Raw genomic sequence first — 23,965 nt, 5'->3', positions numbered from 1 at the left:
TTAGAACCTGGATAACCACTCACGAGGGCTGATCAGCGGTAAGTGAGTAGGTCGCGGTGCTCGCCTTCGAAGTGGGCGTGGTCGTTGTACGTCACCAGGCTCGTGCCTGACCGGCCGACAACGAGTTTGGTGATGCCGCAGTTGACCGAGACCCGGTTGACGGCCACGAACCCGTTGGCGTCCAAACCCCACAGCGACGCGCAGACCGCCGCGATCACACCGCCGGACGTGAACACGACCGCGGTTTGACCGCTTTCCAACGACTTGCGGAGATCCGCAAGCGCCGACGCGACAGTTTCGGTGAACCCGCGGAGCCCGTCCCACTGCCGCAGCGCGACATCGAGCGATTCCTGGAAACTGCGCGGAGTGACCACATCGCCGTGAATCTCACGAACCAGACCGATGTGGTCGAACTCGTCCCACCGAGAATCCTGCCGCGGATCGGCGTCAAGCTCGGCCGCGAGCGCGGTGTCCCGCTGCCGCTTGAGCGACCCGCTCCAGACCTGGTCGGCCCGCACGCCACGGCGCCGCAACTCCGCTCCGACGTGCTTGCCCTGCCTGTGCCCGACCGGGGAAAGCACGTCGTAGTCGTCGGCACCGAAGGACGCTTGGCCGTGCCGGATCAGGTACACCAGTGGCATTGACGAATCCTACGTGTTCCCAGTTGCCAGTAATACTCCGTTCAGCGTAGTCACGTTAGGCCAGATGACCTTGAATTATGGTCGTTGTGAACCTGCCGACACGCCGATGGGTGCTGATACTCTCTTTCGCATCTGCTCAGGGGTCGGAAAGCTTCACACTAGTCGGTGTACACATGTCGGGGAACTCTGCTCGGGGACAAATCGAAAACGCGCACGGCGACAATCAGTTCGCCGAAGCGCTCCGCTCGGCCATTCGGGCCAGCGGGTTGAGCCTCGATCGAATACAAGCGCGGTTACGCGCGCGCGGCACACCGGTCAGCATTGCCGCCCTCAGTTATTGGCAGTCCGGTAAGCGGCAACCTGAGCGTAACGACTCACTGACCGCACTCGGTGAACTGGAAAATATCCTCAAGTTGCCGCCCGGTTCGTTGCTCGCGCTTCTGCCACCGCCGCGGCCGCGTGGCAAACAAGCCGCCGCGGTGCCCGCTGTCGCCGAGACGGTCCAGTTCGAACGCGAGATCCTACTCGGCCTTCTCGCCGCGCTCGGCAGCCCGGAAGCGCTCGATCAAGAGCAGCAGCTCACCCTGGTTGGCCTGCATGACCGCTGCCAGTTGGGCGATGACGGCGGCCAGGAGTTGATCACAACGCGAGCCGTCTTCGAGGCCCGTACCGACGGCCAGGACCGCTGGCTGTTGATCTACAAGTCGGACGATCCCGGCGCGGGCACCCCGGCGCTGACCGCAATCCGCAACTGTCATCTCGGCCGCCAGCAGGTGGATGACGCGAATGGACTGATGGTCGCTGAGCTGATGTTCGACCAGCCGATTAGGCGGGGCGACACGTACCTGATCGAGTACGAACTCCGGAATGCCGGACCGCCGTATCCGAAGTGCAACATGACGCACTGGCGCGAGTTCCGCAGACCGATTCGTGAGTATCTACTCGAGATCCACTTCAATTCGTCCGCCGCGCCGGGACGGTGCCAGCAGTTCGCCCGCCCATCCGGACAAAAACACGCGCGGATGCGAAATCTGACACTTGACGCGTGCAAGAGCGTGCACGCCGTCGCGATCGATTTCGGACCCGGTCTATTCGGGATCGAATGGGACTAATCGTCCACATCTGACACGAGGTGACAGCGGGCTGTCACTCCATCTCGGCGAGCCGGTTGCGCAGCAGCTTGCCCGTCGGGTTGCGCGGCAACGAGTCGAGGAACCGGACGTCACGAGGAACCTTGTACCTGGCCAGGTTCGCCCGGACATGGTCTTTCACGCCTGCCTCGTCCAGTTCGACACCGTCCCTGCGCACCACGAACGCCCGCAGCCGGTGGCCGAAATCCGGATCGGGCACGCCGATCACGGCCGCCTCGACCACGCCAGGGTGTTCAGCCAGCAGATTCTCCACCTCGACCGGGAACACGTTCTCGCCGCCGGACACGATCATCTCGTCGTCCCGGCCGTCGATGAACAGCCGCCCTTCGGCGTCGAAATGCCCGACGTCGCCACTGGACAGCAGACCGTCGATGATTTCCTTGTTCCGGCCGTCGGTGTAGCCGCCGAAGGCCAGGTCACTGCCTACGAACACGCGGCCGATCACGTCCGGTTCGGTGATCCGGTTGCCGTGGTCGTCGTACAGCTGAACCCGGCAGCCGCAGGGAACCTTGCCCACAGTCCCCGGCGCGGCGCGCCAATCCTCTGGGGTGGCGACCGTGGCGACGGCTACTTCCGTTGAGCCGTAAAGGTTGTAGATGACGTCACCGAATGCCTTGGTGGCCCGGTTGCCCAGTTCTGGCGACAGTGCCGAACCCGCGGAGAAGATGATTCGCAGCGAAGACGTGTCGTACGAGTTCAGTACCTCGTCACCGAGGTCCAGAATCCGTTGCAGCATAGTCGGAACGAGCACCAGCTCGGTCGCTTTGTTGTCCTGCACCATCTTCAGCGTCGCCTCGGGATCGAACTTCCGGCGGACGACGACCGTGCAGCCAAGGGCGAACGAAAGTACGAACTGGGACAGCGCGGTGCCGTGGAACAAAGGCGCCGCCAGGACCGTGCATTCGTTGACACGCAAGGGAATCCGGTCAAGAAACTGAGCCGCCGACAGTCCCGACTTGACCTGCCGTGGCGCGCCCTTCGGCGTTCCGGTGGTGCCGCTGGTCAGCAGCACGAACCCGCCGGGCTTTGGCGGGTTGGGCAACGGGCGGTCGTCGGTGTTGACGATCAGGTCCTCAAGAGTCGTGCCGTCGGCGACCCCGTCGGTCCATGCCAGGTAGCGCGGCAGATCCGAGGCGTCGAGCAGGTCGGCGAATTCCTCGTCGTAGACCAGCGCGGAGACGTTCTCGCGCTTGATCACGTCGACGAACTGCGGCTTGGCGAAACCCGTGTTCAGCAGGAGCAACTTGGCTCCGAGCTTGCCTGCCGCCAGCATCGTGTCCACCAGTCCCCTGTGGTCACGGCACAGCACGCCGATCACCGAGTTCTCGTTCAGCCCGCGCCGCGCCCAGGCCCGTGCCAACGCGTTGGAACGTCCTTCGAGCTGCCGGAACGTCAGCGGCCCGAGCTCGTCGACCAGCCCGAGCTTGCGGGGGTCGCGCCGGGCGGACATCCGGACTGGGCCCGCGATCACACCGATCTGCTTGACCAGGCGCAGTGATCGGACGCCTTCGTCGATCCTCGGCAGCGGTACCAGCCCGGCCCGGCGCAGGATCCTGATGCTCTGCAGCGTCTCGGGTATGCGCGTGGCGATGCTCGGCACTGGCCCCTCCAAAGCTACTGGCGAGTTAACTTCGACCGTAACTGTCGTACCCCCGGTGCACAATCACTTCCATGTTGGTCTTCGTGTCGCCAGGGCGTGCAGGCGCAGGTAGCGCGCGCGTCGTGGACGCGACGACGGCCGAGGTGGTGGCCGACCACAGGCCGAGTGACCTCGCAGCCTGGATGGCGAATTTCGAGGTCAGTGAGCATCCGCGGTGGATCCTGCCCGCGGTCGACGAGCTGTACCCGCAGCTGCTGCAGAAGGACATCCGGCTGTCCCGCTGTTATGACCTGACGCTCTCGGAGGGCCTGCTCCTCAACCACGAGGGCCGCCGCGGTTCTCACCGCAACCCGGGCGCGGCCTGGGCGCGACTGCACGGCCGCGTCGAGCCTGAGGACAAACCTCCGCCAGCAAAGGACGCGCAACCCGCGTTGTTCGAGCTCGACGAGCGGTTTTACTCCCTGGACCAGCTGGCTGAGGTGTACACCGACCAGCAGCGCCGGATCCTGGCCAGCGCGCATCCCGATCGCCTCCGGCTGCTCGTCACGTCCGAGTCGGCCGGTGCCCTCGCGGCTGCCGAGATGAGCCACTGCGGGCTGCCGTGGAGCGAGAAAGTCCACCTGGAGCTGCTGGAGTCGATGCTCGGGCCGCGTCCGCTGCCAGGGGCCCGACCGGCGAAACTGGCCGACCTCGCCGAGAAGATCATCGCGGCGTTCGGCGGCCGGTCACTCAACCCGGACAGCCCGCCGAGCGTGGTGAAGGCGTTCGCGCGGGAAGGCATCGACATCCCGAACACCCGGGCTTGGGTGCTCAAGGAAGTCGATCACCCGGCCGTCGAACCGCTGTTGGAATACAAGGAACTCGCGCGGATGTGGACCGCGCACGGGTGGAGCTGGATCGAGTCGTGGGTGCACGACGGCCGGTTCAGACCTGAGTACGTGGTCGGTGGCGTGGTTTCCGGGCGATGGGCGACACGCGGGGGCGCTGCGCTGCAGTTACCCAAGGCTTTGCGCAAGGCTGTTCGTGCGCTGCCTGGGTGGTCGCTGGTCGTGGCTGATGCCGCGCAGCTGGAGCCGCGCGTGCTGGCAGCGCTGTCCGAAGACCAGAAGCTGGCCGAGTTCTCGCGGGACGTGGACCTGTACGCGGGCCTGGCGGCGGACTCGTTCGAAGGCGACCGGGGCAAGGCCAAGATCGCCATGTTGTCGGCCATGTACGGCGGCACTTCGGGCGGTGCCGGTCCCCTGCTCGCAGTCCTGCGCAAACGCTTTCCTCAGGCAGTCGGACACGTCGAGCAGGCCGCTCAGGCTGGCGAACAGGGGCGGATGGTCCGGTCCCAGCTCGGCCGGACGTCGCCGTACCCGTCGGAGAGCTGGCGCGCCTTGATGGAACGCAGCGAGGGCACCGAGGACGAGATGCGCAAGTCCCGGCAAGCGTCAAGGGATTGGGGCCGGTTCACGCGTAACTTCGTCGTCCAGGCCAGTGCGGCCGACTGGGCGCTTGTGCTGCTCGTGGTGCTCAGACGCAGGCTGACCGCGCTCGCACCGGCCGCCGAGATCGTGTTCTACCAGCACGACGAGTTCATGGTGCACTGCCCGGCCTCGGCCGCCGAGCTGGTCAGAACCGAGGTGCTGGCCTCGGCCAAGGAGGCCAGCAAGCTCGTCTTCGGCGACACTCCGGTGCAGTTCCCGCTCGAGATCGCCACTGTGGACAGTTACGCGGATGCCAAGTAGGGCAGGATGTCCGCGACACCGGGCAGCAGATGCGTGTGCCGGACCGCGCCAAGGGTCATGGCGTTCTGGCCGCCTGTGAGCACACCGACCACCATCTTCGCGCCCGCATTCATGCCTGCCTCAAGGTCGCGTGTCGTGTCACCGGCGACGAGAACCCGGGACACGTCCATCACACCGGTCGCTTCCATCGCCCGGAAGATCATGTACGGCGCCGGGCGTCCTTTTGCGACATCGTCAGTGCACACCACTGCGTCCACTTTGTCCTCCCAGCGCAATGTGCTCAGGATGGACGCCGTCACGTCACGATCGAAGCCCGTTGTCAAAGCGACCTTCACACCGTTGACCCGCAAGCGATCGATGGTTTCGGGCACGCCGTGCAGGGCGACCGGCGGCTTGAGTTCGTAGGCTTCGGCGAGCCTGCGCCTGAAGTCGTCGAACGTGTCCTGAACGATCTGCCCGGACTTGTTCAGCAGAGCCGCGATGGCTTCTTTCTTGTCCGCGCCCATCCACGGCACAACCTCGTCCTCGGACACCCCGGTCGCGTCAGCAAGCGCTTGGTAGACCGCGCCATGTTCGTCCACTGTGGTGCCTGCGATGTCGAAAACAGCGAGTTCGATCACGATGCTCTCTCAGCTATGCGGGACAGGGCAGGGTGTGCCCGTTGGGAATTCTCGATGGAGAAACTGACAATGTCCGGCCGGTACCGGTCATCGGAGTATTCGAACGGCTCGCCGGTCACACTGGTGGCCGTACGACGCTCGCGCAGCAGCGGCGAACCCGTTGGTACGTCTAGCAATTCATGGTCTTTTTGATCGGCCGCGACCGCGTCGATCACGTGACTGCCGTGCGTTGTGTCAACGCCTTGGCTTTCCAGGTGGGCATAGATCGACCCGGAGTCACAGTCGAAGTCGAACAGCAAGCGCCCCACTGGTTCCACGAACGTGGTGCGCTCGATCATGGTCGGCTGATCGTCAATGAGCCGTAGCCGCAACAGCTGCACGACCGGCGTTCCCTCGGTGAGATGCAAGGCGGCCGCGATGTCCGGAGTGGACGGCCGACGCGCGATCTCCAACGTCCGCTGCCCTGGCGTGCGGCCAAGCCCGTTGACCCACCGGGAAAAGGACATGAAGGTCGCGAACGGCTGGCTCATCGACTGCCGCAGCACGACTGGCGGCTTGCCTCGTCCACCACCGATGACGCCTTCCGCACGCAGCGTGCCCAGCGCCTGCCGGACCGGGCCGCGCGAGGCGTCCCACTGCGCGCACAACTGCGACTCGGATGGCACCGCGGCCCCGACACGCAGCTCGCCGGAGAGCACCCGGCGGCGTATGTCGGCGGCGATGCGTTCGTGCAGCGACTCGTCCACGAGACTTGACTGTACAGGTCGCCGCACCAAAAAGCCCATACATGAACCGGAAATGAACAGTTCCAAGCTGCGTTGACATTCTACTGGGAGATTTCGGACGCTCTTGTCATGACAAGTCTGGACGCGGTCGATGTGGTGATCGTCGGGGCAGGCATCGTCGGGCTGGCGCATGCTGTCGAGGCGGTCGAGCGGGGAATGTCGGTCGTGGTGCTGGAACGGGACGAGTGGGCGACCGGCGCGTCGGTCCGCAACTTCGGGCACGGTTGCTTCACCGCCCAGGATGGCACGGCCTACCGGTACGCCAAGACCGCCCGCGAAACCTGGCTGAAGCTGGCCAAACTCGCCGGACTGACCGTGCGCGAAAGCGGCACGGTCGTCGTCGCCCGCGCTGAGGACGAGCTCGCGGTCCTCAAGGAGTTCGCCGAGGTCCGCCCGATGCACCTGCTCAGCGCGGCCGAAGTCGAGGACCTGGTGCCGACCGGGCCGGACGTGATCGGCGGCGCGCTCCTGCCCCTGGACATCAGGGTCGATCAGCGAACCAGCGTCGGCCTGATCGCCAAGTGGCTGGCTCGTCAAGGTGTTCGATTCCATTGGGGTACAACAGCTCACCTCATCTCACCTGGCGAGGTGGTGACCAGCCGCGGCCGCGTGGCGGCTGCGCGGATCATCGTCGCAGTTGGACACAACGTGGACCGGCACTTCCCTTCACTGGCCGATGAGTTCGAGGTCCGCCGGTGCGCGTTGCGGATGCTGCGCGTCGCGAATCCACATGGGCGCGACATCCACCCTGCCGTTCTGAGTGGACATTCACTGCTGCGCTACTCCGCTTTCTCGCTGTGCCCAACCTTGCCCGAAGTCCAGGCTCGGATCTCGCGAGAGCAGCCTTCGCTGGTCGATATTGGACTCAACCTGATGTACACCCAGCGGCCGGACGGCTCGCTGACGATCGGTGACACGCACGCGTACCACAAGACCCTCGACCCGTTCGAGGACAACGAGCTCGACCGGACAGTGCTGTCCGAGACGGCACATTTCCTCGGCGTACCAAGCCTTACTGTGCTTGAACACTGGCGTGGCGTGTATGCGTCCGCGCCACAACCGTACCTCGTCGCCAGCCCGGCCGACGGGGTCCGGGTCGCCGCCGTGACCTCGGGGATCGGCATGACCACCGCGTTCGGGCTCGCCCCGGACGTGCTCGACACGTTGTGATTACAGGGAGCTGGAACCCCATGCGCGCACTTCTCGGTGTGATCGCGTTGCTGTGCCTGACCATCACCGCCTGCGGCAGCAGTACACCGGCCGCGAGCGGAACCTGCCCGGACGGCCGGATCCGGTTCGGAGTGGAACCCTACGAAGACCCCGCGAAACTCAAACCAGCATACGAAGTCCTCGCCAAAGCGTTGCAGGAAAAGCTGAACTGCCGGGTCGAACTGCAAGTGGTCGACGACTACTCGGCGGAAGTACTGGCGATGCGCAACGGCAAACTGGAAATCGCCCAGTTCGGCCCGCTGGGCTTCGTCTTCGCCAGCACAAAGGCCAACGCCCAAGCACTTGCCTCATTCGCCGACGCCACCGGCAAACTGACAACGTACACAGCAGGAATCTGGGTCCCGGCGAACTCCCCGATCAAATCCATCAACGACCTCTCCGGTAAGACAGTAGCTCTGTCCAGCCCAGGCTCGACATCCGGAGACGCCCTCCCCCGCTTCGCGTTCAAGGACATCAAAGACGTCAAAGTGGACTACGCGGGCGGCCACCCTGAGGCAATGCTGGCGCTGACCAACGGCAAAGTGGACGCAGCGGAAATCAACAGCCAGCAAGTCGCCAGCGCCCGTGCGGCAGGAGCCTTCGACCCAGCGAAGTTCCGACAGGTCTGGACATCGGCGCCAATCCCCAACGACCCAATCACAGTCCGAGGCGACCTAGACCCAGCGTTGACCGACAAGATCCGCAAAGCTCTGTTGGACCTGGGACCGTCCGATGTGGCCAAGGTCGGCGAGTTCCTTGACGTGACACCGCCCGGCCCGCTCGTGGCCGTGACGAAGGAGACCTACCAGCCCCTGTTCGACCTGGCCGCAGGCCTGGGCCTGACCGAGAACGACGTATGAGCATCGAGATCAGGGGACTGAGAAAGTCCTTCGGCAGCAAAGAAGTACTGGCCGGAGTCGACTTAACCGTAGCGGCCGGAGAGTTCGTAGCGGTCCTTGGAGCGAACGGATCCGGAAAGTCCACAGTGTTGAGGTGCGCAGTCGGCTTACAGCAGCCCGACGCGGGCACGATCTCGATCGACGGCGGCGCAGCCATGGTATTCCAGCAGATCCACCTGGTAGGCCGCCGGACAGTGTTGGACAACGTATGTTCCGGAGCCCTGGGCCGCTTGAGGCTCCGACAGTCGGTTTTCTTCCCACGATCAGTCCGGGAGGAGGCCATGGAATGCTTGGCACGCGTGGGGTTAGCGGACCGTGCTTCCGACCGTGCCAGCAAGCTTTCGGGTGGACAGCAGCAGCGGGTCGCCATTGCTCGGGCCTTGTGCCAACGGGCAAAGGTGATCCTGGCGGACGAGCCAGTGTCTGCTTTGGACCCGAGTGCCGCGGAGCAAGTGGTGTCATTGCTGGCTTCCCTGGCAGATGAGGGGCTGGCAGTATTGGCAGTCCTTCATCAACCAGAGTTGGCACAGCGGTTCGCTGACCGAATCATAGGCTTGACCAGAGGCAAGGTCGCGTTCACAAATAAAGCGACAACCATCGATTCAAACATGGTCAACGCCTTGTATGAGGTTGCCAGATGATCAGCCCGCCGACTCGCAAATCTCCTTCCCCACTTGCCTTCACCATCATCGCCGTCCTCATTGGCGTGCACGTCCTCGCCTGGCAGGGCACCGGTTTCTCCCCTGGTGCCCTGGTCGAGGGCTGGCGAGGCATGGTGGACTTCCTCGACCAGTCCTTCCCTCCCGACCTCAGTGTCCTCGGTGAAAGCCTGGAAGCCGCGGTCATCACCCTCTACATCGGACTTCTCGGCACTACCTTCTCCATCCCCTTCGCCCTCATCCTCGGGATCCTCGCGGCCCGGGTCACCACTCCAAACGCATGGACCTACCAGATCGCCAGGTCCATCCTGTCTGTCCTGCGGTCCATTCCGGACGTGGTCTTCGCCTTGATCTTCGTAACAGCGGTCGGGCTCGGGCCATTCGCGGGTGTGCTTGCCCTGGCGTTCCACAACACCGGCGTGATGGGCAAGCTCTGGGCCGAGGCGATGGAGGAAACTGACCCTGGGCCACGAGAGGCACTGAAAGTCGCAGGGGCCAACGGAACTCAGATCGCCGCGAACGCCGTACTGCCCGCGGTGCTTCCCCAAATGGTCGGACTGCTGCTCTACCGGTTCGACGTGAACGTTCGGTCCTCGCTGGTGCTGGGGCTGGTCGGCGCGGGCGGGATCGGGTTTCTGATCAACCAGTCCATCAAGCTCTTCCGGTTCGACCAGATGGTCACGCACATCATCGTGGTCGTCATCGTCGTCGTGATCGTCGATCAGATCTCCGCGTACGTCCGGCGGCGCCTAGCGTGAGCTTCCGAGACAGACGAACGGTCGGCGGAACGGGTCGGCGGCGATCGCATCGGCAAGTGCCACAGCGGGTTTCGCACCTGCGGCCAGGCGGCGGTGATAGTCATCCATCGCCGCCGCCGAGGCTTGGTCGCCGACCTTGCTCAGTGGCGCGATGACCGTCTGCGAGCCGCTTGCCAGCAACGCGCTGGCAAATCCCAAGGCCTCGTCGCCTGGCCGGATCCGGTTCAACGCAAGCTCGCACGCGGCGAGCACGACATGCTGCGGCGGGCGTGCCAATCCGGCGATCTCGTGGGCGAACAGGGCCCCATCGGCTAGTTCGAGCCGTGAGAACAAAGCGTTCTCCGGCTCGTGCGCGCCGTGCGACGCGATGTGGGCGAGGCCAGCGCCATCGAGCTGCGCGAGGACCGCGGCGACTGTGGCCTCCGCCCCCGAGATCAGCTGGGCCTTCTCGTGATGCTTGGCCAGCTTGTCGATTTCCCCGACGGCGGCTGGCAATCCGAGCGTACGAACCAGAACCGCGTGCCCAGATGATCTAGGCGAGCGTTCGGCCGCCAGCCATGCTGTCGCTGACGGCGCGACGACGGTCGGACGGCCGTGCAGCGATGGCAGAACACCCCACGGGACACCGTAAAGCGCGCCAGTTGGCACGACCACAAGGTCCCGCGAGCCAATCAATTGCCCCAAAGGCCGCGTGATCTGGCTGTCCACCCGTTCGGCCTGTTTACGCGCCGAGACCGACACCACCTGCACCATCGGCGCGGGCAAGTGGTCCGGCGCCAGCGCGTTCAGGTCCACGTTGAGCATCCGCGCGTGCTTCGCGGCGGCCGACGCCGACCCGAGTTGCACGATGCGCACGTCGCCGTCCACCAAAACCGCCGCCACCAGGGAATCCTCGGACGCGACAAAGCTGACCAGCGCGCGGTCCCCGAGTTGCGAAGCCACCTCCGCCAACCCGGCGACCGGCCGAGGTTGGCCCCAGCGCCCGGTGTGCCAACCGAGTCGGTTGGCCTCGGTGAGCCGATCCGCGCGCGTGGCCAACAACTTGGCCGTTTGGTGGCCGTCGTGCTGAGCCTGACGGATGGACTGGGTGAGGCTGCGGACCTCGTCGATGCGTTCGGCCAGAACTGGATCGTCCACTCCGGCAAGCGGTTCGTATCGGTATGTCTGCGCGCGGGTCCGCTCCAGCCAGTCGAACAACTCGTGCGCCTCACGCAGGGCAAGCTTGATCGCCAGTTCGCTCAACTCTTGGCCGTGCAACGCCGTCCCGGACAGCAGGTCGAGGCCGTCCATCCGGTCACGGACCTCATCGAGCGCGGTGAGCCCACGGTCGATCTCGGTCAACGCGCGGTCAACAGAGCCTTGGGCAACGGCGAGTTCCGCGTGGCACAACCGCAGGAGCAGCCGGTAGTCGATGGTCGTGAGTTCCCCAGGAGGCGTCACCTGATCGAGCAAAGCAACTGCTTGCTCGACATCACCCTGGTTGATCGCCACGCGGGCGGCCACCATGCGGGCGACCCCTGCTTGTTCGGCCAGCCGCGGCACCGGGAGCGAATCGGCGAAATGGGCGGCACGCGCGGGCAACGTGCCCGAACGCGGCGACCGCAACGCATCGACCCGCAGGCTGACGAGCGCGGCATCGGCGACACAGGTTTCGCAGTGCTTCATCCGGGTCTCTGACCGGGTCGCCATTTCCTGCGCCACTTCAAGGTCGCCGGTGAGCAGTGCGGCCTCAGCGCGATAGCGCTCGGCACGACCCAGTTCTCTGCTGTTTCCCTCGGCGCTCATGATCGGCAGCACGTTGTCGAGGTGCACGCTGGCCTCGTGCGCCAAACCCGCCGCCAGCAGCGCCTGGGCCTGGTCCAGCCGAAGCAGCGGCAGTACATCCTGACCAAGCGCTTGGTACGCACGACCGGCTTCTTCATACGCCCGCAGCGCGGCGGGCACATTGCCCACTCGTAGCTCAAGATTGGCCAACGCGTGCAGGCAATCGGCGGCTTTGACCGGCAGATTGTGCTCATCCGCAAGCTCAGATGCCCAGTCGAGGTCCTTACGCGCGGCGCCGACCTGGCCGAGCCGGGTCTGCATCAGCACCCGGGACAGCAGCGAATGCACGAGTTTCTCGGTCACCAGCGCCCGGTTGTCCGTCTCGCCGAGGCACTGGAACTTCCGGTCGATCGACGCGGTGAACTTCGTCAGGCTTTCCTCGTTGCGACCCGCGCTCGCCAGCAGATGACCGCTGTTGTGGTCGACCGACGCGTACAGTTCGAGGCGGATGATCGGGTCCGGGACGTGCTCGATGTGCTCGCGGAGCCCTTCGAGGCGCTCGAGACTGCCGTCGATGCCTTCGGTTTCCGCGATCAACGCGGCGAAAGTGCTGGCGAGCCGGACCCTGATCCGTGACCATTCGGTTTGATTCGCCTGGTCAACGGGAGCGACAGCGTCCAGCACGTCGAGCCCGCGCCTAGCCAGTTCCCTGGCTTCTTGTTCACGCGCGCTGCACGCAGCGTCCGAGGATTGGCGATACAGCTCGCGGGCGGTCTCGATAGCTTCGAACACGGGCACCTGACTATGACATCACAGACCGTAGCGAAAGGCGCCCGCCGACCGGGGACACAACCCCGATCGGCGGGCCATCACACGTTTACTTCGGGCCCGGCTTCTCGACACAGGTGCCGGTGCACTCCTCGCCCTCGGTGGTGAAGGCCTTCTCGCCCTCGACCGGCGGGTTCACATCGACGGCCTTGTCCTCGTCCGAGAAAACGATTTCTTTGACATTGCTGGTCATGCTGATCTTCCTCCCCTGATAGATCTGCCGTTAGGCCAGACGTGGACTCGACGGCACGCGATGTCGTCTCTGCGTCCACATGTTCGACGGTCCCTCAGCCGCGAACGGCCTAATACTGACACAACGGAGCAATGATCGGTCAGAGTATTTCTACTTGCTGTAACGAAGCGAGAAAGGGACCGTCCAATTGGACGGCCCCTTCTCTTGATCGTTTAAAGGACGTCAAGGTAATCCGCGTTCGTCCCACCTGACGCCGTTGTCGCGGTTGCCCGGATGATGTTGTTGCCCGCGTTGAGGTTCAGCGTGGTCGTTGCGGACGAGTAGCTTGTCCACGCTCCGGTGCCGGGAAAGTTCAACTCCTCCACACTGAATCCGTTGACAGACAAGGAAACTGGGCGGTTTTCGGCCGTGCCGTTGGTGTAATTGACGAATCCGGTTCCGCTGAAGCCCGCGTGGCTGGATTCGACTACACCATTGGAGATCGTCGCGTTCTCCGCCTCGTACCGCACTGGTTGTGGCCCTGGGTCAGCGGATCGGCAATGCTGGTCGGACCTCGTGAGTGGTTGTGCGTGTTCTAACCCGCATAACCACTCACGAGGTCTGACGAGGCATGGGCGCGGCGGGGCCAGGGATTGGCCTACTCCACCGCGTCCGACCTCGTCAAGACTCACCTCCGACCTCTGTTCCCGCTCATAGGAACAGACATGCCTTTATGGGTTCAGAAGCCTTAAAACGTCGGAGCTGTCATCTTGACGGCAGCTTCTGAGAGGAGTAGACCCTACGTATGTAATCGTTTTCGTTGGGTTACATTGCAGCAGGGTGACCGACCGACCTCGACGACGCAGTCAAGGGAGAGCCAACCGTGAGCAGCAGCATGCATTCGAGACGGAACGTCCTTCGTGGCGCCGGTCTCGTTGCGGGCGGAATGCTTGCCGGTACCGGTTTCTCCGCCGCCACTGCCGCCGCCGAGGTCAAGCCGCCAGACCAGTGGAGACTGGTTCCGCACATCCTAGGCAGGATCCGTCCGCCCACGTTCCCGAACCGGGTTTTCGACATCACCGCGTACGGTGCCGTGGGCGACGGCAGGACCAAGAACACGAACTCCATCAACAACGCGATTGAGGAATGCAGCCGGACAGGCGGCGGGCGCGTGCTCGTTCCGGAAGGCACGTTTCTCACTGGCGGCTTGCGCATGCGCCCCACCATGATTCAGTTCATTGACTGCCAGAACTTGTTGTTCCAAGATGTGTTCCTGCGCGACCCTGCGATGTGGACTCCGCATCCGGTCTTCTGCACCAACGCGACCGTCCGCAATGTCCACATCTACAGCACGAACTCGCAAGGCGATGGCGTCGATCTCGACTCGACGAGCTACGCGCACGTCATCAACTCGCGGTTCAACACCAATGACGACTGTGTCGTCCTCAAATCTGGTCGGGATGCCGACGGGCGGCGGATCGGCATCCCGACCTCCACCTCGTGAGTGGTTAGCAGGGTTAGAACACGCATAACCACTCACGAGGGTTCTTCTGCACTCGAAGGGTCGCCTCAGCATGTCCCCACTCTCCCGTAGGTCAGTGCTGCTCGGCGCAGGCGCGGCGGTATTCGCAGCCGGGTCGCCCGCGTTGGCCGCGCCCAATGTCGACTGGTCAGTCAAAGTGGTTCAGTCCACAATGGCGCGACACACGCCGTCCACTTTAGGCGGTTGGGGATACACCCGCGGACTGTATCTCTATGGACAGTACCTTGTGTACAAACGAACCGGCACCCAGTCCTACTTCACCTACATCAAGCAGTGGGTGGACAGATTCATCGACAGCAAGGGAAAGATCAGCAACAGCTTCACCAACTTGGACGCGATGCGCTCTGGTCAACTGCTGCCGATCCTGCACAGGGAGACGGGACAGCAGCGGTACAAGACCGCGGCCGACAAGATCCGCAACCGGTTCAACAGCTACCCGAGGACATCCGACGGCGGGATGTTCCACGCCACAAGCAAAGTCGGGCAGCTGTGGGCTGACGGTGTCTACATGGCACAGCCGTTCATCGCCGATTACGCGAAGCAGTACAACCAGACCTACGGTTTCGACGAGTCAACGCCCAACATGGCCGCGTACTTCGCGCATCTGAAGGAAACCAACGGCCTGCTGTACCACGCTTATGACGCAGATGGATCCGAGTCGTGGGCCAAGAACCCTGGCCGCCACTCGGCGTACCACTGGGCGCGGGCGATCGGCTGGTTCGGGATGGCCGCGATCGACATCCTGGAAGTGCTGCCCGCCACCCACCCTCGCCGCCAGGCGTTGATCGACATGATCAAGCACCTGGCGGCTGGCTATCAGCGCTTCCAGGACCCGGCGACCGGGCGGTGGTGACAGGTGGTCGACCGCGGCAGCACGTCAGGGAACTGGCTGGAGACATCCGCTTCGGCGATGTACACATTCACGATGTCCCGTGGTGTGGAGCGTGGCTATCTCGACCAGGGCTACATAGCCGTTGCCAGCAAGGGATATCAGGGCGTGCTGGCGAAGATCTCGCTCGGCTCGGACAACCGGACGAACCTGCGGGACATCTCCGAGGGCACGAACGTCGGCGACCTGAACTACTACTTCGCCCGCAAGCGCAACACGAACGACTTCCACGGCCTGGGCGCGTTCCTGATCATGAACGAGCAACTGATGAGAACCGGCGGATGATGCGGATTGGTCGTGAGTGGTTAGCGGCGTTAGAACGCGCGTAACCACTCACGAGGGTTTGCGGCGGGCGGCCCAGACGATCAGGACAACGCCCGCCGCGACGCAGACCAGGCCGATGCTGGTCCAGAGACGCTCGCCGGTCATGAAGCTACCGGTGATGTAACCGAGGCCTTGGCCGGTCCACACGCCGCCAACCAGGATCAGCAGGATGCCAAGCACGATCGGGAGCCATTTACTCATCCACTCATCGTCTCACCATGAACTCCCGTTCCGCGAGCGGGCGGTCGACGATCCGGACGTCCCCGATCCACCCGTAGAACGTCTTGTCGATCTTCCGGTCGTAGGTGTACGCGCCCATCAGGCACACGTCCTGAGCCGTGGAGATCCCGTTCTGGTTCAACGGGAACGTGGCCCATTGCAAAGCATGCCCATCGGACAGGCTCAAAGTCGCCACGGGCTCGCTGGGATCGTCACCCGTCTTGCCCGCATCCCGTCCAGTACCAAGCCGGGAAAGCAAAGCGCCCCAGGCATGCGAGCTGTTGAAGTCCGCAGGCAGCTTGAAGAACGCCTCGATCGTGTAGCCACGCTGGAAAGTCGCCTTGTTCAGCGGCGCGCCCGGCACGGTCTTGAAGTACGCTCCATCAAGGAAAACGCTGCCATGCCCTGGCTGCGAACGATGATGCTCCGACGTCCACGATGGCGTGCCCGAAGCGACAAGATCGTTGCCGTGGCCGGACAAATCGCGAAGATCGCGCGAGTCGAACCGCCAGTACGCCACCGTCCCCGGAATCACCATCTCGCGGGCGGGACGCGGCTTGGGCTCAGCAACCGGCGCGAACCCGGCGAACCGCTTGGCGAAATCGATCTCCACACTGAAGTAGTCGAGCGGCCCCGAACGCAAGATTTCCTGCTCCGCCAACACATTGAGCTTACGTTGGGCAAGCAACCACGGCGAGAACGTCTCCACGTCGATCACGCCACGCGCCAGATCGAAGTGGTACAACCGAATCATCGCCGAGCCGCCGTAATAACGGTCCTGGTAGTTCGTGATGTGCGCGTGCACCTCATTGCCCGCGCTGTTGCGCAACACAGTCCGCCCTGGCGGCCAGAAATGCCCGTTCAACGTCAAGAAGATCTGATCATTGTCCTTGACCAAGTCGTTCCACAGCCGCTGGCCGAAGTCGGACAACACACCGCATTGCCGTCACCGCCATCGGCGTGCACGAACTCATGCGTCGTTAGTATGACCGGGCTGCGGGGATGTTTACGCAACACATCCCGCACCCAGGCGATGCTGCCCGCGGAAGGGCGCCAATCCAGCGCCAGAACAACCCATTCCCTGCCTGCCGCACGGAATACGTGATACGAGTTGTAGCCGTCCCGAGTCGCATCCCGAAACGTTGGGCTGTCCCGAAACCGAGCCGGGCCGAAGGTGTCAAGGTATGGGCTCGGGCCGCGCTGATCGTCCTTTGACGCGTCGATGTCGTGGTTTCCGGCGAGGACGCTGTACGGGAACCGGTCGAGAATCCGGAATGTCCGGCTGATCGACGTGAACTCGGACGCGAGACCGTTCTCCGTCATGTCGCCGAGGTGAGCAACGAATACGGTGTTGTGCTCGCGCGCGGTGTCCACAATGTAACGAAGGGACGCCTCAAGTGGCGCTGCGTCACCGCGGTCACGATCGTAGAGGTACTGCGTGTCCGGAATGACCGCGACGGTGAAGCGTGGACTGTCCGTTTCCACCCTGACGGGCGACGCGACGGCGGGTGTAGACAGCGCGGTTGTGGACAGGGCGGCCGGGATCAGCCCGGCATTCAGGAGAAAAAGACGTCTGCTGGATGACACTGCGGGAAACTACGTCCCGCACAAGAACTTGGCCCCAACGGAATATGAATGTCTACAGCTCGTACGCGTCACCGGACAGCGAACCGTCGGGCAACCGCGGCGGCTTGATCCCCGCCTGGGTGAACAACTCGCCCAGTTCCAGGTTCAGCCTGCTGACCAGCATCCGGTAATCGGGCACCGGCCGCAACTTGTCGTGGAAAACCGCCCGCGTGAAGGTCTGCACCTCCGAGCCCCGCGTCGGCCGCAGGCGGTTGACGTCCAGCTGCAACTCGGCGTGATCGTTGCGGCGCCAGATGGTCAGGCTCCACCACTCCCGCACGTCACCGGACATTCCGCCGTGCTGTGGTCCACGGGGAATGCGCCAAGACCATGACTCGACCCAGCTGCGCAGCTGATCGGAACTGACTTCCACGGCGCTCCCACTGGGCGAGAGTGATCAATCTTCTTGCGAAGCGTACAACGGACTACGCCGATCTTCCTGGTTCACCTGCCACGACTGAAGTTGTGGTCATTGGTTTCGCACGTCCTCGATTCGTGATCAACAACCGCGGGCAAGCGCGTCCGGCGTCAGCTCGGCGACCGACCGGTAACCGGACAATGCGACGGTCAGATCGAATTCCGCGAGAATGCTGCGGACCACGTGCCGCACACCGGCTTCGCCCGCATGCGCCAATCCCCACACGAATGGACGGCCGATGAGCACGGCCTTTGCACCCAGTGCAATCGCTTTGAAGACATCGGCACCCGTCCGGACACCCGAATCGAACAGAACTTCGAGTCGATCGCCGACCGCGTTCGCGATGGCTGGTAGCGCGTCCAGTGAAGCGATCGCACCGTCAACTTGTCGGCCGCCGTGGTTGGACACGACGATCCCGTCCATTCCGGCGTCGGCCGCGCGCCGCGCGTCGTCGACGTGCTGGATCCCTTTCAGCACAATCGGTCCGTCCCAGTGCTCACGCAGGAACGGCAGCGCCTCCCAGTTGCGGTCCGATCCGGTGAATGTCTGGACCCATTTCAGGACCGCCATCGGCGTGTCGTTCTCCGGCGTGTCGGCCAGTCCGGAACGGAACACCGGGTCCGAGAACGGGATCGCGGTGCCGATCCCGCGCAGGAACGGCAGGTATGAATGGTCGAGATCGTTGGGCCGCCATGCCAACGACCACGTGTCCAAGGTGACCACAAGCGTGCTGAACCCGGCTTTGGCCGCTCGGTTGATGAGGCTGATGCACAGGTCTGGGTCGTTCGGCCAGTACAGCTGGAACCACCGTGGTCCGGTGCCATTCGCCTTGGCGACGTCCTCGATCGTGTTCGACGACGCGGTCGACAGGACCATCGGGACACCAAGTTCGCTCGCGGCACGCGCGGTCGCCAATTCACCGTCCGCATGCACGATCGACTGCACGCCGATCGGCGCGAGCAATACGGGCGCGGGCAGCTGCGCGCCCAACACCGTTGTGGACACATCGCGCGCGGCCGCGTCGCGGAGCATGCGCGGCACGATCCGCCACTTGTCGAACGCTTCACGGTTGGCGCGCATGGTCGCGCCTGAACCGGCACCGCCCTCCACGTACCAGAACGGCCCAGGCTCGAGGATCTCGCGGGCCGAGTCGGCCAGCCTGGTGGCGTCGGTCGTGCACGGAGGAACCTGGTCAGCCAGGCCGTGCAGGTAGATCTCGTTCTGGTAGCCGCCGAGAGGTTGGGTCATGGGCCAGAACTTACTTGGGATGGCTCCGCCGCCAGATGGCGAGCACGGACACCACCACACTGGCCACACTGGTCACAAGAACGATCGTCAACGGATTCAACGTCTGCGCGCCAAGCGCGACAAGGACCGTCCACACGATCAACAGCACTGACGACAGCGCCATCAATCCGGCGGCCAGCGCCAACATCCTGTGTTCGACCAACGTCTGCTTCACCGGCACGCCCCGCGCGTACTTCACCCACGCGCTGCCCACCACGAACACGACGAACAGCACCAGCACCAACCCGAACCAGCCGAGCACGCTGTACGTGTCGTCCAACCCGACCAACATCAGCACCAGGCTGCCGATGGTCAAACCAATGGACGAACGCCTCAGTGCGAGCCACAACCCGAGTTCTTCGATACGGCCAAGATGCACCTGAACGATCGGCTCGGCCTGTACGGGCGCGGTCGTCGTACCGAGTTGCGGACGGCCGAGCCGAACCAGGTTGGTGCGCGCGTGCTGGTTGGCTGGATCGATTTTGATGGCCTCGTAGTAGGCGCGTCGCGCGGTTTCCTTGTCGTGCACACGCAACGCCGCGTCGCCGAGAACTTCGAACGGCCGCGCCTCGTTGTTGGCGAGCTGGATCCCGCGACACGCCGCGGCGAACGACTCCTGCGGATCTTGCGTGCCCAACGCCTCCGCCAAAGCCACGTGGCAACGCCAATCCTCGCCATCGCGCCGCACGGCTTCACGCGCGGACACGACGGCCTCGTCACGCCTGCCCAATTCCATCAGCGCGACGCTCGCGAGCCGGTACCCCCACGACCGCTCGCCGTGCCGGATCGCTTGCTTCGCGGCGTCAAGCGAGGACTCCGCGTCGCCCACGTCGAGGTACGCGGCGCCAAGATGACACCACGCTTCGGAGTGCGTGGGGTGCTCGTCCAGCACCCCACGCACAACGTGGATCGCCGCGTCGGAGTTACCGGCAGCGGTCAGATCGGCCGCGCGACGTAACGCGACGGCGATCGGCTCGTCGGCCATCCTGACTCCCTGAATTGGGTTTCGGATGGCCCCAGTCTTGCACTCGTACTGCTACACGGGTTTCACCGAGTCCACGCCCGGGCGAGTCTCGTGCCACCGTCCCCTGGTGAAATCGGGAATTGGTTGCGGCGCGCCGCCTTGGTCGATGGATTTCGAACTCAGCGGCACGGGCGCGCTCCACACCGCGCCGTCGTAGACATCCATGTCCGGGACCAGGCCAAGCCGCATTGTCTGGATGGTGCGGTAGACCATGTAGTAGTCCATTCCGCCGTGGCCGCCGGGTCCCGGCGGGACGTCTGTCCACAACCAATGGTCATATGACTTGTACTCGTCGAAATTCGCCCATTGGTGGTTGGTGTTGCGGGGTTCGAGGTAGATCCGAGGTGGATAGTCCTCGAACACACCCTTGGTCCCGGCGATGTGGTTGAGCCGTGAATAAGGGTGCGGTGTGGACACATCGTGTTCGAGTCGGATGACCCGGCCTTTGGCTGTCTGCAACAGGCTGATGGTCATGTCTGACTCGACGTACCGTTCGCGCCACGACGAATCACCCGGTTGCTCGTTCGCTTTGCGGTACTCCGCGAGGCCGAGCGCCGGCGTGCCCATCGACGACATGCGCACGATCCGGTCGCCACGGTTGATGTCCATGTAGCCAGCGACGGGACCAAGCCCGTGCGTCGGGTAGAGGTCGCCTTTGAGGCGTGACTTCGTGTGCCACGCGCGCCGCCATTCGCCTGCGTAGTACGTGTCAGAGAACAGCAACTCGCGCAGGTCATGGTTGTACGCGCCCGCACCGTGCAGCAACTCGCCGAACAGGCCCGCGTGCACCATGCGCAGGATGCGCATCTCGTTGCGTCCGTAACAGCAGTTCTCGAGCTGCATGCAGTGGCGTTGGTAGCGCTCGGAGGCGTCCACCAGTTGCCACAGTTCTTCCATTGACGTGGCGAACGGCGTTTCCACGCCTACGTGCTTGCCTTCTCGTACCGACGCTATGGCCATTGGTACGTGCCATTCCCAGGGCGTGGCTACGTAGACGAGGTCGATGTCGTCACGCCGGAGCATGTTCTCGTAGTCGTGGTCGCCCTTGGTGTAGAGCGCTGGCGCTGGTTGGCCCGCGTCGGTGACGGCGTTCGCCGCACGGGTCGCGGCCGTGGCGTTGACGTCGCACAACGCGGTGACTTTGACACCGGGCACGGCCAGGAACGACCCGATCATGCCGCCGCCCCGGTTGCCGAGGCCGATGATCGCGACGCGGACCGTGTCGTGCCGCTCGAACGGCACCCCGACCATGCTCCGACCCTTTTGCGGCGGGACTTGTGTCTCTTCGACAGCCGCCTCGGCCTGGGCCCCCGAACCCAGGCCGAGCACTGCACCCGCCGCGAGCAACGACCGACGCGAGACCTGATCGCTCATGACACCTCCTGCGCGAATCTGCACATTAGAGCTCGATTGCAAGCAGATTCACACAGTCGGCCGGAGGTGTCAGCCTACTTTCGAACTAAACCGCCCCAATTGCGGTCTCAGGCCACGGCCGCGAGTTCCTGCACCGCCTTGTACGCGTTCTCCTTCGACGCGTCCGCGATGTGCTGGAACTGCTTGAGGTGCTCGATCGTGTAGGCGAGCGTCATCTCGCTGTGGATGAACGTCAGATCCTGGTCGAGGCCAAGTCCTTGGAATAGCTGACGCAGCAGCGGCTCCTGGTGGTCCCACGACTCCTTCGGCGTGCCTGGCGCGTACGAACCACCGCGCGCGGTCGCGACGAACACCTTCTTGCCCGCAAGCAGACCCTCACCGGTTTCGGCGTTGACCAGCAGTTCCGGCACCAGCAGGTGGTCGATCCAGGTCTTGATGGTCGACGGGATCGTGTAGTTGTACATCGGCACGCCGAGCAGTACGACGTCCGCGGCGATCACCTCGTCACGCAGCCACTTGAACTTGTCGAACTCGGCCGCCTGCTCAGGCGAACGCTGGTCCGCTGGCACGTAGGCAGCACTCATGTACAGGCCGGTCAGGTGCTCGACGGGGTCGACCGCGAAGTCACGGTACGTATAACCGCCATCCGGGTTAGCGGCCTTCCACGCCTCCGCGAACGCGGCGGTCACCGGCCGCGAGTGCGAGGTGGCGTCCCAGATGCTCGAGTCGATGTGCAGCAAGTTCGTCATAACTGAGAAGATACGAATCGAGATGTTCCGAGTCAAGAATATCTTGAGTAGTGCACATCACGTACACTTGGGACGTGGAGGACAGCGTCAAGGCAGCCGAGGAGATCACGCAGCAGTGCCTGCAGCACTCCGACGTGAACTGGCTGCTCAACAGGGCGGCGCACGGGCTGCGTGAAGCCATGGACGCCGAGGCGAACGCACATGGGACGAGCATCCGAGGGCAGATCGTGCTGAGCGCGCTCGCCCAGAACCTCGGCCGTCCGTACAGCCAGCTGGCGCTGGGGCACGCGCTGGGCGTCGACAAGACCACGATGACTGCGCTGTTGGACAAGCTCGAACGCAGCGGCCTGGTCGTCCGCACGCCAGATCCGCACGACCGGCGTGCCCGGATCCCGGTGCTCACCGAGGCGGGCCGTGAACTCCAAGCGAAGCTGTATGTGCAGCTCAAGGCGGTCGAGGAGCACAGCCTGGCGCCGCTGTCGCCGGACGAGCGCGAGGTGCTCCGGTCGCTGCTGCGCAGGATCATCCCGATGCAGCACATCGAGGGTTCGTGCATGTGAGAGGCCGGATCCGGATCACGCTGATCCTCGGCTCCTTATCGGCGTTCGCGCCACTGTCGATTGACATGTATCTGCCGGGTTTACCGGCGATGACGGCGCAGTTCGGCTCCTCCGCGTCCGCGGTCCAGCTGACTCTGACGGCCTTCGTGATCAGCCTCGCGGTCGGTCAGGCGATCGCCGGCCCCCTCTCCGATGCTTACGGACGGCGACGGCCGCTGATCGTCGGGCTCGCGCTCTACGCCGTCGCCTCGGTTGCCTGCGCCTTCGCTCCATCGGCGTATGCGCTGGTCGCGTTCCGGGCCGTGCAGGGGTTGGGCGCGGCGACCGGGATCGTGATCGCGCGGGCTGCCGTGCGGGACATGTACTCTGGAGTCGCGCTGGCTCGATTCTTCTCCAGTCTCATGCTGATTACCGGCCTCGCGCCGATCCTGGCGCCCGTGATCGGTGGTGAACTGCTCCGGTTCACATCGTGGCGCGGGATTTTCGTTGTCCTGTCGGTTTTCGGGGCGCTTCTACTGCTGTCCACTGTGCTCGGTCTGCCGGAAACGCTTGCGGCTGAGCGCAGGCAACCGGCCCAGCTTCGTCCGGTGCTGCGGTCCTACGGCGGGTTGATCCGCGATCGGGTCTTTCTTGGGTACTGCTTGACTTCCGCGCTGCTGTTCGCGGCTTTGTTCGCGTACATCTCCGGTTCGCCGTTCGTGCTGCAGGACTTATACGGCTTGTCGCCGCAGCAGTACAGCTGGGTGTTCGGCGTGAACTCGATCGGGATCGCGATCGCCGGGCAGTTCGGCGGCTGGCTGGTCGGCCGGTTCCCGCCGCGCCGTCTCGTCGCGGCCGGCCTTGCCGTTGGGTTGACCGGCGGCGCCGGGCTCGTGGCCGCGATCGCCGCCGGTGCGGGGTTGGTTCTGGTTCTGATTCCGTTGTTCCTCATCATTTCCAGCGTCGGCGTCGTGATGCCGAACGCTGCCGCGCTGTCACTGGCCGATCAGGCGGACAACGCGGGTGCGGCGTCCGCGCTGATCGGGATCACCCAGTTCATCGTCGGCGGTGGCCTCGCTCCCCTTGCCGGGCAAGGGGCTTTGGCGATGGCCGTGCTGATGGCCTCGGCCGCCGTCGCCTCCGCGCTGGCTTTCGCC

Annotated in this window: 23 protein-coding genes and 2 pseudogenes; 10 read left to right on the top strand and 15 right to left on the bottom strand. The window is 64.2% G+C overall.

What is annotated here, in order from left to right; genetic code table 11:
• Positions 1-32: 32 nt before the first annotated feature.
• A complete protein-coding gene (locus LWC34_RS30700; RefSeq protein ID WP_233728540.1) occupies positions 33-641 on the bottom strand; it encodes a histidine phosphatase family protein in 609 nt (202 codons plus the stop codon).
• 173 nt (positions 642-814) lie between these two features.
• Here LWC34_RS30700 and LWC34_RS30695 point away from each other — a divergent pair, with 173 nt between their 5' ends.
• On the top strand, positions 815-1,753 hold the full coding sequence (locus LWC34_RS30695) for a hypothetical protein (RefSeq protein ID WP_233728539.1): 939 nt from the start codon (positions 815-817) through the stop codon (positions 1,751-1,753).
• A 34-nt stretch (positions 1,754-1,787) separates the two neighbouring features.
• On the opposite strand, the gene LWC34_RS30690 is transcribed toward LWC34_RS30695, so the two are convergent.
• Complete coding sequence (locus LWC34_RS30690; RefSeq protein ID WP_233728538.1) at positions 1,788-3,392, bottom strand: acyl-CoA synthetase; 1,605 nt, start codon at positions 3,390-3,392, stop codon at positions 1,788-1,790.
• Between the two features lie 71 nt (positions 3,393-3,463).
• Between LWC34_RS30690 and LWC34_RS30685 the strand changes: the two genes are divergently transcribed.
• Positions 3,464-5,122, top strand: a complete 1,659-nt coding sequence (locus LWC34_RS30685; RefSeq protein WP_233728537.1) for a bifunctional 3'-5' exonuclease/DNA polymerase — start codon at positions 3,464-3,466, stop codon at positions 5,120-5,122.
• Here the strand turns inward: LWC34_RS30685 and LWC34_RS30680 are convergent.
• Positions 5,104-5,742, bottom strand: a complete 639-nt coding sequence (locus LWC34_RS30680) for a phosphonatase-like hydrolase (RefSeq protein ID WP_233728536.1) — start codon at positions 5,740-5,742, stop codon at positions 5,104-5,106. The genes LWC34_RS30685 and LWC34_RS30680 overlap by 19 nt on opposite strands.
• Positions 5,739-6,488 carry a GntR family transcriptional regulator gene (locus LWC34_RS30675; RefSeq protein WP_233728535.1) on the bottom strand — a complete coding sequence of 250 codons (750 nt, stop codon included), beginning with the start codon at positions 6,486-6,488 and terminating at the stop codon, positions 5,739-5,741. The genes LWC34_RS30680 and LWC34_RS30675 overlap by 4 nt, the downstream gene beginning before the upstream one ends.
• A 108-nt stretch (positions 6,489-6,596) precedes the next feature.
• Between LWC34_RS30675 and LWC34_RS30670 the strand changes: the two genes are divergently transcribed.
• Genes LWC34_RS30670 through phnE form a run of 4 tightly spaced genes read left to right on the top strand, consistent with a single transcriptional unit; the run spans position 6,597 to position 10,052 of the window.
• Entirely contained in the window at positions 6,597-7,697 is a 1,101-nt protein-coding gene (locus LWC34_RS30670; RefSeq protein ID WP_233728534.1) for a TIGR03364 family FAD-dependent oxidoreductase, read from the top strand.
• Positions 7,698-7,717: 20 nt separating this feature from the next.
• A complete protein-coding gene (locus LWC34_RS30665; RefSeq protein ID WP_233728533.1) occupies positions 7,718-8,596 on the top strand; it encodes a phosphate/phosphite/phosphonate ABC transporter substrate-binding protein in 879 nt (292 codons plus the stop codon).
• On the top strand, positions 8,593-9,276 hold the full coding sequence (locus LWC34_RS30660) for a phosphonate ABC transporter ATP-binding protein (protein WP_233728532.1): 684 nt from the start codon (positions 8,593-8,595) through the stop codon (positions 9,274-9,276). Before LWC34_RS30665 ends, LWC34_RS30660 begins: the two co-directional genes overlap by 4 nt.
• Complete coding sequence (gene phnE / locus LWC34_RS30655; RefSeq protein ID WP_233728531.1) at positions 9,273-10,052, top strand: phosphonate ABC transporter, permease protein PhnE; 780 nt, start codon at positions 9,273-9,275, stop codon at positions 10,050-10,052. The genes LWC34_RS30660 and phnE overlap by 4 nt, the downstream gene beginning before the upstream one ends.
• Here phnE and LWC34_RS30650 read toward each other — a convergent pair.
• The 3 genes from LWC34_RS30650 to LWC34_RS30640 all read right to left on the bottom strand — a co-directional run bounded on the left by LWC34_RS30650 (position 10,044) and on the right by LWC34_RS30640 (position 13,346).
• A complete protein-coding gene (locus LWC34_RS30650) occupies positions 10,044-12,614 on the bottom strand; it encodes a CHAT domain-containing protein (protein WP_233728530.1) in 2,571 nt (856 codons plus the stop codon). The two genes, phnE and LWC34_RS30650, sit on opposite strands and share 9 nt — an antisense overlap.
• Before the next feature lie 79 nt (positions 12,615-12,693).
• Positions 12,694-12,837 (bottom strand): hypothetical protein, encoded by a 144-nt coding sequence (locus tag LWC34_RS30645; RefSeq protein ID WP_233728529.1) that lies wholly within the window; start codon positions 12,835-12,837, stop codon positions 12,694-12,696.
• Between the two features lie 212 nt (positions 12,838-13,049).
• Complete coding sequence (locus tag LWC34_RS30640) at positions 13,050-13,346, bottom strand: carbohydrate-binding protein (protein ID WP_308200159.1); 297 nt, start codon at positions 13,344-13,346, stop codon at positions 13,050-13,052.
• Positions 13,347-13,699: 353 nt separating this feature from the next.
• Between LWC34_RS30640 and LWC34_RS30635 the strand changes: the two genes are divergently transcribed.
• Positions 13,700-14,320 (top strand): glycosyl hydrolase family 28-related protein, encoded by a 621-nt coding sequence (locus LWC34_RS30635; protein ID WP_233728528.1) that lies wholly within the window; start codon positions 13,700-13,702, stop codon positions 14,318-14,320.
• Positions 14,321-14,390: 70 nt separating this feature from the next.
• Positions 14,391-15,533: pseudogene (locus LWC34_RS30630) on the top strand (glycoside hydrolase family 88/105 protein).
• Positions 15,534-15,581: 48 nt separating this feature from the next.
• Here the strand turns inward: LWC34_RS30630 and LWC34_RS30625 are convergent.
• From LWC34_RS30625 to LWC34_RS30595, 8 genes are all read right to left on the bottom strand, one after another.
• Positions 15,582-15,773: a hypothetical protein gene (locus tag LWC34_RS30625; RefSeq protein WP_233728527.1), complete on the bottom strand. Its 192-nt coding sequence runs from the start codon at positions 15,771-15,773 to the stop codon at positions 15,582-15,584.
• 4 nt (positions 15,774-15,777) lie between these two features.
• Complete coding sequence (locus LWC34_RS59330; RefSeq protein WP_308200158.1) at positions 15,778-16,722, bottom strand: metallophosphoesterase family protein; 945 nt, start codon at positions 16,720-16,722, stop codon at positions 15,778-15,780.
• Entirely contained in the window at positions 16,659-17,378 is a 720-nt protein-coding gene (locus tag LWC34_RS59325) for a metallophosphoesterase (protein ID WP_308200157.1), read from the bottom strand. Before LWC34_RS59325 ends, LWC34_RS59330 begins: the two co-directional genes overlap by 64 nt.
• Before the next feature lie 52 nt (positions 17,379-17,430).
• Positions 17,431-17,790 carry a hypothetical protein gene (locus LWC34_RS30615; RefSeq protein ID WP_233728526.1) on the bottom strand — a complete coding sequence of 120 codons (360 nt, stop codon included), beginning with the start codon at positions 17,788-17,790 and terminating at the stop codon, positions 17,431-17,433.
• Positions 17,791-17,916: 126 nt separating this feature from the next.
• Complete coding sequence (locus LWC34_RS30610; RefSeq protein WP_233728525.1) at positions 17,917-19,083, bottom strand: lactate 2-monooxygenase; 1,167 nt, start codon at positions 19,081-19,083, stop codon at positions 17,917-17,919.
• Between the two features lie 10 nt (positions 19,084-19,093).
• Positions 19,094-20,107: a tetratricopeptide repeat protein gene (locus LWC34_RS30605; protein WP_233728524.1), complete on the bottom strand. Its 1,014-nt coding sequence runs from the start codon at positions 20,105-20,107 to the stop codon at positions 19,094-19,096.
• 51 nt (positions 20,108-20,158) lie between these two features.
• A complete protein-coding gene (locus tag LWC34_RS30600; RefSeq protein ID WP_233728523.1) occupies positions 20,159-21,520 on the bottom strand; it encodes a Gfo/Idh/MocA family protein in 1,362 nt (453 codons plus the stop codon).
• Between the two features lie 107 nt (positions 21,521-21,627).
• Positions 21,628-22,269, bottom strand: a complete 642-nt coding sequence (locus LWC34_RS30595; RefSeq protein ID WP_233728522.1) for an FMN-dependent NADH-azoreductase — start codon at positions 22,267-22,269, stop codon at positions 21,628-21,630.
• Positions 22,270-22,343: 74 nt separating this feature from the next.
• Between LWC34_RS30595 and LWC34_RS30590 the strand changes: the two genes are divergently transcribed.
• Entirely contained in the window at positions 22,344-22,829 is a 486-nt protein-coding gene (locus LWC34_RS30590; protein ID WP_233728521.1) for a MarR family winged helix-turn-helix transcriptional regulator, read from the top strand.
• Positions 22,820-23,959: pseudogene (locus LWC34_RS30585) on the top strand (multidrug effflux MFS transporter); the annotation flags it as partial. The gene LWC34_RS30590 and the pseudogene LWC34_RS30585, both read left to right, overlap by 10 nt.
• Positions 23,960-23,965 lie beyond the last annotated feature (6 nt).

The organism is Kibdelosporangium philippinense, assembly GCF_021390435.2.
Lineage (GTDB): Bacteria > Actinomycetota > Actinomycetes > Mycobacteriales > Pseudonocardiaceae > Kibdelosporangium > Kibdelosporangium philippinense.
The sequence above is the reverse complement of the archived record's forward strand: the minus strand, read 5'-3'. Positions and strand labels throughout refer to the sequence as shown.

Coding starts and splice junctions, on each gene's coding strand:
- LWC34_RS30665 (WP_233728533.1), top strand. CDS start 7,718: ATGCGCGCACTTCTCGGTGTGATCGCGTTGCTGTGCCTGACCATCACC.
- LWC34_RS30660 (WP_233728532.1), top strand. CDS start 8,593: ATGAGCATCGAGATCAGGGGACTGAGAAAGTCCTTCGGCAGCAAAGAA.
- LWC34_RS30695 (WP_233728539.1), top strand. CDS start 815: ATGTCGGGGAACTCTGCTCGGGGACAAATCGAAAACGCGCACGGCGAC.
- LWC34_RS30645 (WP_233728529.1), bottom strand. CDS start 12,837: ATGACCAGCAATGTCAAAGAAATCGTTTTCTCGGACGAGGACAAGGCC.
- LWC34_RS30605 (WP_233728524.1), bottom strand. CDS start 20,107: ATGGCCGACGAGCCGATCGCCGTCGCGTTACGTCGCGCGGCCGATCTG.
- LWC34_RS30670 (WP_233728534.1), top strand. CDS start 6,597: ATGACAAGTCTGGACGCGGTCGATGTGGTGATCGTCGGGGCAGGCATC.
- LWC34_RS30685 (WP_233728537.1), top strand. CDS start 3,464: ATGTTGGTCTTCGTGTCGCCAGGGCGTGCAGGCGCAGGTAGCGCGCGC.
- LWC34_RS30700 (WP_233728540.1), bottom strand. CDS start 641: ATGCCACTGGTGTACCTGATCCGGCACGGCCAAGCGTCCTTCGGTGCC.
- LWC34_RS30610 (WP_233728525.1), bottom strand. CDS start 19,083: ATGACCCAACCTCTCGGCGGCTACCAGAACGAGATCTACCTGCACGGC.
- LWC34_RS30595 (WP_233728522.1), bottom strand. CDS start 22,269: ATGACGAACTTGCTGCACATCGACTCGAGCATCTGGGACGCCACCTCG.
- phnE (WP_233728531.1), top strand. CDS start 9,273: ATGATCAGCCCGCCGACTCGCAAATCTCCTTCCCCACTTGCCTTCACC.
- LWC34_RS30625 (WP_233728527.1), bottom strand. CDS start 15,773: ATGAGTAAATGGCTCCCGATCGTGCTTGGCATCCTGCTGATCCTGGTT.
- LWC34_RS30600 (WP_233728523.1), bottom strand. CDS start 21,520: ATGAGCGATCAGGTCTCGCGTCGGTCGTTGCTCGCGGCGGGTGCAGTG.